Annotated in this window: 9 protein-coding genes and 1 pseudogene; 2 read left to right on the top strand and 8 right to left on the bottom strand. The window is 75.5% G+C overall.

Features of this window, described 5'->3' with window-relative positions:
• Nucleotides 1-309 precede the first annotated feature (309 nt).
• The 5 genes from sucB to cobT form a co-directional block, all read right to left on the bottom strand.
• A complete protein-coding gene (sucB, locus tag ACSMX9_RS05835; RefSeq protein ID WP_445400486.1) occupies nt 310-2,094 on the bottom strand; it encodes a 2-oxoglutarate dehydrogenase, E2 component, dihydrolipoamide succinyltransferase in 1,785 nt (594 codons plus the stop codon).
• Nucleotides 2,095-2,156: 62 nt separating this feature from the next.
• On the bottom strand, nt 2,157-3,545 hold the full coding sequence (gene lpdA / locus ACSMX9_RS05830) for a dihydrolipoyl dehydrogenase (protein WP_366114409.1): 1,389 nt from the start codon (nt 3,543-3,545) through the stop codon (nt 2,157-2,159).
• Between the two features lie 240 nt (nt 3,546-3,785).
• Nucleotides 3,786-5,342, bottom strand: a complete 1,557-nt coding sequence (locus ACSMX9_RS05825) for a leucyl aminopeptidase (protein ID WP_366114410.1) — start codon at nt 5,340-5,342, stop codon at nt 3,786-3,788.
• Between the two features lie 171 nt (nt 5,343-5,513).
• Entirely contained in the window at nt 5,514-6,332 is an 819-nt protein-coding gene (locus ACSMX9_RS05820) for an adenosylcobinamide-GDP ribazoletransferase (protein ID WP_445400484.1), read from the bottom strand.
• A 10-nt stretch (nt 6,333-6,342) separates the two neighbouring features.
• Nucleotides 6,343-7,389, bottom strand: coding sequence for a nicotinate-nucleotide--dimethylbenzimidazole phosphoribosyltransferase (cobT, locus tag ACSMX9_RS05815; protein ID WP_351242344.1), 1,047 nt, complete (start codon nt 7,387-7,389; stop codon nt 6,343-6,345).
• A gap of 170 nt (nt 7,390-7,559) precedes the next feature.
• On the opposite strand from cobT, the gene ACSMX9_RS05810 reads away from it, so the two are divergent.
• Nucleotides 7,560-8,453, top strand: a complete 894-nt coding sequence (locus tag ACSMX9_RS05810) for a class I SAM-dependent methyltransferase (protein ID WP_445400482.1) — start codon at nt 7,560-7,562, stop codon at nt 8,451-8,453.
• Between the two features lie 7 nt (nt 8,454-8,460).
• Here ACSMX9_RS05810 and ACSMX9_RS05805 read toward each other — a convergent pair whose 3' ends face one another.
• Nucleotides 8,461-9,669, bottom strand: coding sequence for a bifunctional adenosylcobinamide kinase/adenosylcobinamide-phosphate guanylyltransferase (locus ACSMX9_RS05805; protein ID WP_445400480.1), 1,209 nt, complete (start codon nt 9,667-9,669; stop codon nt 8,461-8,463).
• 91 nt (nt 9,670-9,760) lie between these two features.
• On the opposite strand from ACSMX9_RS05805, the pseudogene ACSMX9_RS05800 reads away from it, so the two are divergent.
• Nucleotides 9,761-9,964, top strand: a pseudogene (locus ACSMX9_RS05800) (hypothetical protein); the annotation flags it as partial.
• 120 nt (nt 9,965-10,084) lie between these two features.
• Here ACSMX9_RS05800 and ACSMX9_RS05795 read toward each other — a convergent pair.
• Both ACSMX9_RS05795 and ACSMX9_RS05790 read right to left on the bottom strand, forming a co-directional pair.
• Nucleotides 10,085-11,149 carry a S1C family serine protease gene (locus ACSMX9_RS05795; RefSeq protein ID WP_445400478.1) on the bottom strand — a complete coding sequence of 355 codons (1,065 nt, stop codon included), beginning with the start codon at nt 11,147-11,149 and terminating at the stop codon, nt 10,085-10,087.
• 74 nt (nt 11,150-11,223) lie between these two features.
• Nucleotides 11,224-11,976 (bottom strand): class I SAM-dependent methyltransferase, encoded by a 753-nt coding sequence (locus ACSMX9_RS05790; RefSeq protein ID WP_445400476.1) that lies wholly within the window; start codon nt 11,974-11,976, stop codon nt 11,224-11,226.
• Between the last annotated feature and the right edge of the window lie 48 nt (nt 11,977-12,024).

Below are 12,024 nucleotides of genomic sequence, written 5' to 3'. Positions count from 1 at the left end.
TGCCGGGCCATGGCGACCCCGGAACCGGTCCCGACGTGCCCGTCCACCCTTCGGGCGGACGACGCCACGGGTCGGACACGGCCTAGGGCATTGACCCGTAGACAATACGGCCACACCCCCATCTTGACGTGTCTCGGACGGGGACGTCCTCGCAGGTGTGGCGAGCCTTACAGGGCGGGAACGGTGCCCCACGGGGCTCCGGAGCGGGCCCGGGAAACGCAGTGCCGCCCGTACGGGGGACGGATCGTCCTCCCGTACGGGCGGCACCGGACGGTGTCCGCGTCGACGTGCGACGCGGACACCACGGGTTCACAGCCCGAGCTCGACCTCGAACTCGCCGGCCTCCAGGATCGCCTTGACGGCGGTCAGGTACCGGGCGGCGTCGGCACCGTCGACCAGACGGTGGTCGTAGGACAGCGACAGGTACGTCATGTCCCGGACGCCGATCACGGTGCCCTCGGCGGTCTCGATGACCGCCGGGCGCTTGACCGTGGCGCCGATGCCCAGGATGGCGGCCTGGGTGGGCGGCACGATCACCGTGTCGAACAGCGCGCCGCGCGAACCGGTGTTGCTGATGGTGAAGGTCGCACCGGCCAGGTCGTCGGGGCGGATCTTGTTGGTCCGCACCGCGTTGGCGAGCTCCGCGGTCTTCTTGGCGATGCCGGCGATGTTCAGGTCGCCCGCACCCTTGATGACCGGGGTCATCAGCCCCTTCTCGGAGTCCACGGCGATGCCGATGTTCTCCGTGTCGAAGTAGGTGATGGTGCCCTCGTCCTCGTTGATCCGCGCGTTGATCAGCGGGTGCGCCTTGAGCGCCTGGGCCGCCGCCTTCACGTAGAACGGCATCGGGGACAGCTTCACGCCCTCACGGGCCGCGAAGGTCTCCTTGGCCTGGGCGCGCAGGCGCATCAGGCGGGTCACGTCCACCTCGACGACCGAGGTGAGCTGCGCCTGGGTCTGGAGCGCCTTCATCATGTTGTCGCCGATGAGCTTGCGCATCCGGGTCATCTTGACCGTCTGCCCGCGCAGCGGGGAGACCTCCAGCGCCGGGGCCTTGCGGGCCGGGGCCGGAGCGGAGGGCGCGGCGGCCGGGGCCGCGGCGGCGGGCCGGGCGGCCTTGGCGGCCTCGGCGGCGGCCAGGACGTCCTGCTTGCGGATGCGTCCGCCGACCCCGGTGCCCTGGAGGGACGCCAGGTCCACCCCGTTCTCGGAGGCCAGCTTGCGCACCAGCGGCGTGACGTAGGCGCCGTCGTCGGCCGGACGCGCGGCGGCCGGAGCAGCCGGGGCGGCCGGGGCCGGAGCCACCGGGGCGGGGGCGGCCGGAGCGGCCGGAGCCGGCGCGGGCGCCGCGGGGGCGGCCTGGACCGGCGCGGGCGCGGGAGCCGCCGGCGTGGGCGCCGGAGCGGCCGGAGCCGGGGCCGCCGCCGGGGCGGGGGCGGCCGGGGCGGGGGCCGCGGCGGGCGCGGCACCGGCGACACCGATGACGGCCAGCTTGGCACCGACCTCGGCGGTCTCGTCCTCACCGACGACGATCTCCAGCAGCACCCCGGAGACGGGCGCCGGAATCTCGGTGTCGACCTTGTCGGTGGACACCTCCAGCAGCGGCTCGTCGGCGTCGACCGAGTCGCCGACCGCCTTCAGCCAGCGGGTGACGGTGCCCTCGGTGACGGACTCGCCGAGCGCCGGGAGCACCACGTCGGTGCCCTCGGCCGCGCCCGCCGGAGCCGCGGGCGCGGCCGGAGCGGCCGGGGCCGCGGGGGCCTCGGCGACCGGGGCCGGAGCGGGCTGTTCGGGAGCCGCGGGGGCGGCGGGGGCCTCGGCGGCGGCCGGGGCCGGGGCGGCTGCGGGGGCACCGCTGCCGTCGTCGATGACGGCGAGCTCGGCACCGACCTCGACCGTCTCGTCCTCGGCGACCTTGATGGAGGCCAGGATGCCGGCGGCGGGGGAGGGGATCTCGGTGTCGACCTTGTCGGTGGACACCTCCAGCAGCGGCTCGTCGAGTTCGACGCGCTCGCCCTCGGCCTTCAGCCAGCGGGTGACAGTGCCCTCGGTGACGCTCTCACCGAGCGCCGGAAGGGATACGGAAACCGCCATGGTTTCGGTTGCTCCTTACGAAAGTGCGGAAGTCTGTGGTCGTCGCGCCCGGTGACCGGAGATCAGTCGTGGGAGTGGAGGGGCTTGCCCGCCAGTGCGAGGTGGGCCTCGCCGAGCGCTTCGTTCTGGGTCGGGTGGGCGTGGATGAGCTGGGCGACCTCGGCCGGCAGCGCCTCCCAGTTGTAGATCAACTGGGCCTCGCCGACCTGCTCGCCCATCCGGTCGCCGACCATGTGGACGCCGACCACGGCTCCGTCCTTGACCTGGACGAGCTTGATCTCGCCCGCGGTCTTCAGGATCTTGCTCTTGCCGTTGCCCGCCAGGTTGTACTTCAGGGCGACGACCTTGTCCGCGCCGTAGATCTCCTTGGCCTTGGCCTCGGTGATGCCCACGGAGGCGACCTCGGGGTGGCAGTAGGTGACCCGGGGCACGCCGTCGTAGTCGATCGGCACGGTCTTCAGACCGGCCAGTCGCTCCGCCACCAGGATGCCCTCGGCGAAGCCGACGTGCGCGAGCTGGAGCGTGGGGACCAGGTCACCGACGGCGGAGACGGTCGGCACGTTGGTCTGCATGTACTCGTCGACGAGGACGTAGCCGCGGTCCATCGCGACGCCCTGCTCCTCGTACCCCAGGCCCTGGGAGACCGGGCCGCGGCCGATGGCGACGAGCAGCACCTCGGCCTCGAAGACCTTGCCGTCGGCGAGGGTCACCCGGACGCCGTCCTGGGTGTACTCCGCCTTCTCGAAGAAGGTGCCGAGGTTGAACTTGATGCCCCGCTTGCGGAACGCCCGCTCCAGCAGCTTGGAGCTGTTCTCGTCCTCGACGGGCACCAGGTGCTTGAGGCCCTCGACGACCGTCACGTCGGTGCCGAAGGACTTCCACGCCGAGGCGAACTCGACGCCGATCACGCCGCCGCCCAGGATGATCGCGGAGGCGGGCACCCGGTCGAGGGTCAGCGCGTGGTCCGAGGAGATGATCCGGTTGCCGTCGATCTCCAGGCCCGGCAGCGACTTCGGCACGGAGCCGGTGGCCAGGAGCACGTGGCGGCCCTGGACGTGCTGGCCGTTCACCTCGACCGAGGTGGGGGAGGACAGCCGACCCTCGCCCTCGATGTACGTCACCTTGCGGGAGGCCACCAGGCCCTGGAGACCCTTGTAGAGGCCCGCGATGACGTCGTCCTTGTACTTGTGGACGGCCTTGATGTCGATGCCCTCGAAGGTGGCCCGGACGCCGAACTGCTCGGCCTCGCGGGCCTGGTCCGCGACCTCGCCGGCGTGCAGCAGGGCCTTCGTCGGGATGCAACCGTTGTGCAGGCAGGTGCCGCCCAGCTTGTTCTTCTCGATCAGGGCGACGTTCAGACCCAGCTGCGCGCCGCGCAGGGCCGCGGCGTAACCACCGCTGCCACCGCCGAGGATCACTAGGTCGAAAACGGTGCTGGCGTCGTTCGCCACGTCACGTCCTCCATGCATTGCGCCGCGCGCCGGCTCCGGTTTCGGAGGGTGTCCGGCCGTCGGCTGGTGTGGCCGCTCGTTCTCCGGCCCTGTGGTGGGGCCCTGTCCTGCCGTTGCCCATCTTTGCACTACTCGGGGGGTGCCGGGACGCCGGGCCGGTGCGTGGTATGGCTCACACACGGTGGTGGCGCCGGGCCGGAGCCCGGCGCCACCACGGTCGAACGGCTGCCGCCCGCAGGGTCAGCCCAGGTCACCGGAGGCGGTGCGCTCCGCCAACCGGACCAGGGTGCGCACACCGGAGCCGGTGCCGCCCTTGGGGGTGTAGCCGAAGGGGCCGGCCTCGTTGAAGGCGGGGCCGGCGATGTCCAGGTGCGCCCAGGTCAGACCGGCGCCGACGAACTCGCGCAGGAACAGCCCGGCGACCAGCCCGCCGCCCATCCGCTCGCCCATGTTGGCGATGTCCGCGGTGGTCGAGTCCATTCCCTTGCGCAGGTGCTCCGGCAGCGGCATCGGCCACGCCGGCTCGCCGACCTCCTCGGCCGTCTCGAACACGGCGGTGCGGAACGCGTCGTCGTTGGCGCAGATGCCGAAGGTGCGGTTGCCGAGCGCGACCATCATGGCCCCGGTGAGCGTCGCCACGTTCACGATCGCGTCGGGCTCGTCCTCGGACGCCTTGGCGATCGCGTCGGCGAGCACCAGCCGGCCCTCGGCGTCGGTGTTCAGCACCTCGACGGTCTTGCCCGAGTACATCCGCAGCACGTCGCCGGGGCGGGTGGCGGTGCCGGAGGGCATGTTCTCGGCGAGCGCCAGCCAGCCGGTGACGTTCACCGCCAGGCCCAGCCGGGCGACCGCGACGACCGCGGCGAACACGGCGGCGGCACCGGCCATGTCGCACTTCATCGTCTCGTTGTGGCCCGCGGGCTTCAGCGAGATGCCGCCCGAGTCGTAGGTGATGCCCTTGCCCACGTACGCCAGGTGCTTCTCGGCGTCCGGGTGGGTGTAGCTGAGCTTGACCAGCCGGGGGCCGGCCGCGGACCCGGCGCCGACCCCGAGGATGCCGCCGTAGCCGCCCTTGGCCAGGGCCTTCTCGTCCAGCACCTGGACCTTGATCCCGTGCTCCTTGGCGGCGGCCGAGGCGACGGCGGCGAAGGCCTCCGGGTCGAGGTCGTTGGGCGGGGTGTTCACCAGGTCGCGGGCGCGGTTCAGCTCCTCGGTGATCGCCACCGCACGGGCGACGGCCGCCTTGTGGGCCTTGTCACGGGGCTTGCCGCCGAGGACGGCGACCTCCGCCAGCGGCGGCTTGCCCTTCTTGGCGAGCTTGTTGCCGCGGCCGGTCTCCTTGTACGCGTCGAAGGCGTACGCGCCCAGCAGGGCGCCCTCGGCGATCGCCCCCACGGCCTCCGCATCGGCGATCGGCAGGGCGAACGCGGCCTTCCGCGCCCCGGCCAGCGCCCGGGCGGCGGCGCCGGCGGCGGTCCGCAGCACCTCGTCGGTGTAGTTGGCGGCGTCGGCGGCGGCGTCGGTCGCCCCCTCGGCCGCGGACGCCGAGCCCAGCCCGACGGCCAGCACGACCGGGGCCTTCAGCCCGGCGGGGGAGGGGACCTTGATCACCTCGCCCTCGCTGCCCGAGGCACCGAGCGTCTCCAGGACGGCGGCGAGGGCGCCGTCGAACGCCTGGTCCACGGCCTCGGCGCCCGGAGCGAGCACGGGGCCCTGGGCGCCCTTGGCCACGCCGACGACGATCGCGTCGGCGCGCAGTCCGGACGCCGCGGCGGTGCTGAGAGTGAGAGCAGTCACGGTGGTGGGGTCTCGCTTCCTAGGAGTGTCCAGCGGCTGAGCCGTGAGGGTGGTGGTGGCCCGACCGGCCCCGTACCCGACGCTGGTGGGTCGGGCCGGAAGTGTGCCAGTGAGGAGCCTACGCTCCGTGACGCCGGGGCCGTCCACCGGTGGGACGCCCCGGCCCGCGCGTCACCGGCCCAGGGTGAGGACCACCAACGCGGCGGTGCCGGCGGCCTCCGCGACGCCCCCGAACACGTCTCCGGTCACCCCGCCGAACCGTCGTACGCAGTGCCGCAGCAGCCCCTCGGCCACCAGGCAGCCGCCCAGCACCGCGGCGAGGGCGCGCAGCGCCCCGCCCGGTCCGTCCAGCACCCCGCCGAGCCCCGCCGAGGCGGCGGCGACGAGCACCAGCACGCAGAGCGCGGCCCCGGACGGCACCGCCCCGGCGACCGCCGCGCCCAGCCCGGTCGGCCGGGCCGCCGGCACCCCGGGCCGGGCGGTCAGGGTCAGCGCGAGGCGGGCGGTCACCGCGGCGAGGACGGTGCCGGCCGCACCGGAGGTCCAGGAGTCGGCGTACAGCGCGGCCAGCGCGGCGACCTGCCCGAGCACCACCAGCACCAGGGCGATCACGCCGAACGGGCCGATGTCCGACTGCTTCATGATCCGCAGGGCGTCGACGGCGGGCTTCCCGCTGCCCAGCCCGTCCGCGACGTCGGCGAGCCCGTCCAGGTGCAGCCCCCGGGTGAGCACCGCCCCCGCCGCGACCGCCGCCACCGCGGCCAGCGCCACCGGTGCGCCCCCGAGCAGCAACAGCCCCGCGGTGGCCGCGGCCAGCACGCCGACGACCAACCCGGCCAGCGGCGCCCAGCACATCCCGGACCGGGCCGCCGGCCGGTCCCAGTGGGCGACCCGCACCGGCAGCACCGTCAGCGTGCCCAGCGCGAAGCGGACGCCCTCCCCGCGCCCGGGGCGCCGCTCGTCGTGGTCCCCGCCCGTGGTACCCGTCATCGCGCCCGGCTCAGTCCCGCACCGGCAACTCGGCCGCGAGCGCCGCGGCGGCCCGCACCAGCGGCAGCGCCAGCAGGGCCCCGGTGCCCTCGCCCACCCGCACGCCCGGGGCGAGCAGCGGCTCGACGGCCATCCGGTCCAGCGCCTTGGCCTGCGCCGGCTCCCCGGAGTCGTGCCCGGCCAGCCACCAGTCCGGCGCCCGGAACGCGGCCCGCTGGGCGACCAGCGCACAGGCCGCCGACACCACCCCGTCCAGGATCACCGGCGTCCTGCGCACCGCGCACTGCAACAGGAACCCCGTCATCGCCGCGAAGTCCGCCCCGCCCACGGTGGCGAGCAGCTCCAGCTGGTCGCCCAGCACCGGTCGGGCCCGGCGCAGCGAGTCCCGCACCGCCGCGCACTTGCGCATCCAGGCCAGGTCGTCGATGGGGGCCCCGCCCCGCCCGGTCACCACCGAGGCGTCCGTCCCGCACAGCGCCGCGATCAGCGTCGCCGCCACCGTGGTCCCGCCCACGCTCAGATCGCCCAACACCACCAGGTCCGTGCCGGAGTCGGCCTCCTCGTCCGCGAGGGCCGTCCCGACCCGGAACGCGGCCTCCGCCTCCTCGGCGGTCAGCGCGTCCTCCACGTCGATCCGCCCCGAGCCCCGCCGCACCCGGTGCCGCGTCACCTCCGCCGGCAAGGCGTCCGGCTCGCAGTCCAGGCCCACGTCCACCACCCGGACCGGCACCCCGCTGCGCCGGGCCAGCACCGCCACCGGACGGGAGCCGTCGAGGACGCCCCGCACCAACTCGTGCGCGCTGCCCGCGGCCCGGGTCGAGACGTCCAAGCGGGCCACCCCGTGGTCGGCCGCGAACAGGACCACCTTGGGACGCTCCACCGGGCGCACCGGCACCGCCGCCTGCGCCGCCGACAGCCAACCGCCCAACTCGTCCAGCCGGCCCAGCGCCCCGGGCGGCACGTCCTGCCGTTCCCTGCGCTCCTCGGCGTCGTTGCGCAACCCGGCGTCGGGACGGTCGATCAGGTCGGTGAAGTCGTCGAGATTCAGGGAGCTCATTCGCCGAACAGTACCGCCACCGGTGCCCGCCCGACCGGGTTCCCCGGAGCCGTCCGGACCCTCTCCGACACGGCCCGCGGCGCGGAGCGGTCCACCGCGGGGGCGGCACGGGGAGCGGCCCGCCCCGACCCTCGTTGAACCCGTCCCCTTGATCCCTTACGTTCCGTTTCGTGCCCTCCGTGCCCGCGCGTACCGCTCCCGCCCCGGACCACCCCGCCCACCGCCGCTGTCCCTGGTGCGGTGCGGCGACCCTGCGCACCAAGGTCCGCACCCCCGTGCTCCCCGGCGACCTCGACGAGTGCCGCACCTGCCGCCACGTCTTCCGCACCCCCGACCCCACCGCCCCCGCGCCGCCCCCGGCGGACCCCGACCGCGCCCTGCGCCGCGACCGGGACCACCTCGGCGCCGCTCGCGCCCTGCTCCCCTTCGGCGAACCCGAGAGCTGGCTGGACGTCGGCACCGGCCCCGCCGACTTCCCCGCCGCCGCCCGCGCCGTGCACCCCTACACCGCCTTCGACGGCCTCGACACCGCACCCGAACTCGCCCTCGCCGGGGACCGCCTCGACGAAGCCCACCACGGCACCCTCCCCGACCTCGCCCCCCGGCTCGCCGCCCGCTACGACGTGGTGAGCCTCTTCCGCCACCTCGAACGGGTCCCCGACCCCCGCACCGAACTCCGCGCCGCCCTCAGGGTGCTGCGCCCCGGCGGCCACCTCCTGATCGAGGGCACCGACCCGCGCTGCCGCGCCGCCGCCCTCGGCCGTTGGTGGGCCCCCTACCACCGCCCCGGCCACCTGCACCTGATCCCCGAGGCCAATCTGCACCGCGCCCTGCGCGCCCTGGGCGCCACCGTCGTCCTGGTCGACCACCGCGGCGCCCCCCGCCCGGCCGGAGCCGGCACCGCCGCAGCCCTCCTGCTGACCGCCCGCCGCGGGCCCGTCGCCCGGCCCGCCACCGGCCCGCTGCGCCTCGGCCGGGCCCTCGACCGGGCGCTGCGCCCGCCCGGCCCCGTCGCCGGGCGCGCCTCCGCCTACCGGCTGATCGCCCGCCGGGACCCGGCGTAGGGCCGGTTCAGCCGCGCAACTCCACCGCCTGCCCGGCCACCACCCACAGCACCTGCTCGCACTCCGCCGCGAACGCCGCGTTCAACCGCCCGAGCTCGTCCCGGTAGCGGCGCCCGGACGCGGTGGCCGGCACGATCCCCGCCCCGACCTCGTTCGACACCGCCACCACCACCCGCCGGGTGGCCCGCACCGCATCCGCCAACTCCCGGACCCGTCGCCGTAGTTCCCGCTCACCGTCCGCCGCCCATTCCGCGTCGTCCCAGGCGTTCACCGCGTCCATCGAGTCGGTCAGCCACAGCGACAGGCAGTCGATCAACAGCGGCGGCCCGGTGCGGGCGAGCAGCGGCACCAGGTCGCAGGTCTCCTCCGTCCGCCACGACCCCGGCCGGCGCTCCCGGTGCGCCCCCACCCGCGCCGCCCACTCCGCGTCGCCCGGCGCCCCGTGGTAGCTGCCGCCGGTGGCCACGTACACCACTCCGGGGAAGCTCTCCAGCCGCCGCTCCGCCTCCACCGACTTCCCCGACCGGGCCCCTCCCAGCACCAGGGTCCGGCGCGGCACGTCCGGCACCTCCTCGAACGCGCCCACGCTCAGCGTCGTCCCGTCCGGCACCGCCCGCGCCCCGGCCGCCGCGAGCCGACGCGTCAACTCCCGCCCCGGGGGCACGTCGTGGTCGAGGTGCACCGCCACCACGTCGGTGGTCGGGCCCACCGCCCCCGCCTCGCGCAACCGGGCCAGCGCGTCCGGACGGCCCACCACGTCGGCCAGCACCAGGTCGTACCGCGCCTCCTGCTCGGCCAGCCCGGCCGGTGCCGCGCCGGGCGGCAGGTACAGCACCCGCTGCCCGTCCGGGCCGGTCACCGCGTACCCGGTGCCGGGCGAGTCCATCGGCACGGCCCGCACCCGGTGCCCGGTCAGCAGGGCCAACTCCCGCCCGTCGGGCACCCGCCCCGGCTGCGGCAGCCCCGGCGGCACCTCCACCGCCGGCCCGTCGTGCGGATGCGACAACAACACCTGGCGCACCCCGGTCAGGGTCCGCCCCGCCCGCGCCGCGGCGAACGCGGCGCCCGGGGTCAGGTCGAGCAGCAGCGTGCCGTCCACGAGCGCCGCCGAGGGGCCGCGCACCGCCCGCCCCACGGCGAGGGAGCAGACCGCGCAGGGGCAGTCGGGACGGGGCAGGCCGTCCGGCCCGCCGGTACCGAGCAGAGTGAGTTCCACGGCTAGATCTTCCCGTGCGGGTGTGCCGGGCGCCCGCCCGGTTAGGCTTCCGGCTGCACGGACAACCGTGATCTACCTTCGGGAGGTTCGCATGGCGGCGTGGACGTGGCGGTTCGAGAAGACCGATGGTACGGAGGTCTCCCCGGCGGTGGAACCGGAGGAGTTCACCACCCAGGGGGACGCCGAGACCTGGATCGGGGAGCACTGGCGGGACCTGCTCGCCGGCGGCGCCGACCAGGTGTTCCTCTCCGAGGACGGCACGCGGATCTACGGTCCGATGAGCCTGCACGCCGAGCCCGAGGAGCCCGCCGGGTCCCCAGAGCCCGCCGACGGGGACGCCGCCCCCGACGCCCCCGCAGGGGCCGGGCCCGCCGCTTCCTGAGGCTCCGCCCGGCCGGGCCGCCCCCGGCCGGGCTCACACCTCGCCGAGGGTGACGTCCACGGTCGTCTCCGCCCCGCCCCGCAGGTACGTCACGGGCACCCGGTCGCCCGGCTTCTCCCCGGCGAGCACCTCGGCCAGCGCCGTGATCGTGGGCACCGGTTCGTCGGCCACCCGGGTCAGGACGTCGCCGGGGCGGATGCCCGCGTCGTCGGCCCCGCCGCCGTCCGTCACGGACACCACCGCCACCCCGGCCGGCTGCTGGTCCTGGTCCACGACGGTCCGCCCGGTGATGCCGAGCGCCGCCCGGCCCGAGTCGGTGACCTTCCCGTCCGCGATGATCTGGTCCGCGACCGTGGTCACCATCGACGAGGGGATCGCGAACCCGATGCCGGGCGCCGCGGCGTTGCCGAACGCCGGGTCGGTGGCGGCGAGCGTGGGGATGCCGATGACCTCGTTTTCCAGGTCCACCAGCGCCCCTCCGCTGTTGCCCGGGTTGATCGAGGCGGAGGTCTGGATCATGTTGGCGATGGTGGCGCCCGTCCCGCCGCCGTCGGTGCTCTCGCTGACCGTGCGCCCGGTCGCCGAGACGATCCCCTCGGTCACGCTGGAGGACAGGCCCAGCGGCGATCCCATCGCCAGCACGATCTGCCCCACCCGCACCTCGGTGCTGTCCCCGAAGGTGGCCGGCCGCAGCCCCGCGGGCACCCGGTCCAGCCGCACCACCGCGAGGTCCTGCTCGGGGTAGGAGAACACCAGCCGGGCGGTCAGCGGCTGCTCGCTGCCCGCCGTGGTGACCTGGAAGGACCGCTCGTCGCCGATGACGTGGGCGTTGGTGACGATGTGGCCCCGGTCGTCGTACACGACCCCGGACCCCAGGTCCTGACGACCGCGGATCTGCACCACGGACGGCAGCACGTGGGCGATGGCCTCCTCGTAGTCGCTCTGGAGGGCGTCCGCCGATCGTGCGGCGGGGGCGGCCCGCTCGGGGACCGGCGTGCCCGCCGAGGCCCGCAGTGCACCGCCGCCCCCGGAACAGCCCGTCAACAGGGCCCCCACGGACACCACGACCCCCGCCCACGCGGTACGAGATGCGCTCATGCCCGCAGTCTGTGCCCCGGCCGCCCCGTGGACCCGCCGGAGCCCGCCGTTCGGGTTCCGCTCCGGGCGCCGCCCTACCCCCGCACCCCGCACAGGTGCAGCAAGGCGGCGACCGCCCGGTACGGGTCGGTGCGCCCGGCCCGCTCCTCGGCGGCCAACAGCGACTCCAGGTCACCGGCTCCGGCGCCCCGGGCGGGCCCCCACTCCTGCACACCGGTGCGGTCGGTGAACACCCGCACCCCGTACCAGGCCCGCAGCGGGGCTCCGATGCCGGCGAGCGTCGCGGTCACCGCGTCCAGCCGGTCGCCCCGGACCTCCACCCCGCGCCGGTTCCGCCCCACGGCCGAGTCGAAGGCCGCGAGCGCCGCCGTCCAGTCCCCGGCGAGCCCGGGGCGCAGGGCGAGCGCATCGGCATTGCGCACCAGCAGTGACACCAGGCCGCCGGGGGCCAGCATCCGGGCCAGCCCGGCGACCACCGGATCGGGCTCCGCCACGTACATCAACAGCCCGTGGCAGAGCACCACGTCGAAGCCGCCGGGGCGGAAGTGCACCCCGGTGTCCCGCCCGTCGGCCTCCAGCAGGCGCACCCGTTCCCGGACGCCCGCCGGCTCCGCGGCCAGCGCCGCGCGGGCCACCGCGAGGCGTGCCGGATCGCGTTCCAGCCCCGTCACCGCGTGACCGGCGCGGGCCAGGCGCAGGGCCTGGGTGCCACGGCCCGCGCCCACGTCCAGGACCCGCAGTCGTCGGCCGGTCCGGAACCGCGCCGTGATCTGTTCGTCCAACTGGCGCGCCACCAGTTCGCGGCGCACCACGTCCGGCAACCCCACCGGGGGAAGTGCGTCCCCGGCGTCGAAGGCGCCCAGGGAGACGTCCTG

This window comes from Streptomyces sp. LE64 (assembly GCF_052606915.1).
The sequence above is the reverse complement of the archived record's forward strand: the minus strand, read 5'-3'. Positions and strand labels throughout refer to the sequence as shown.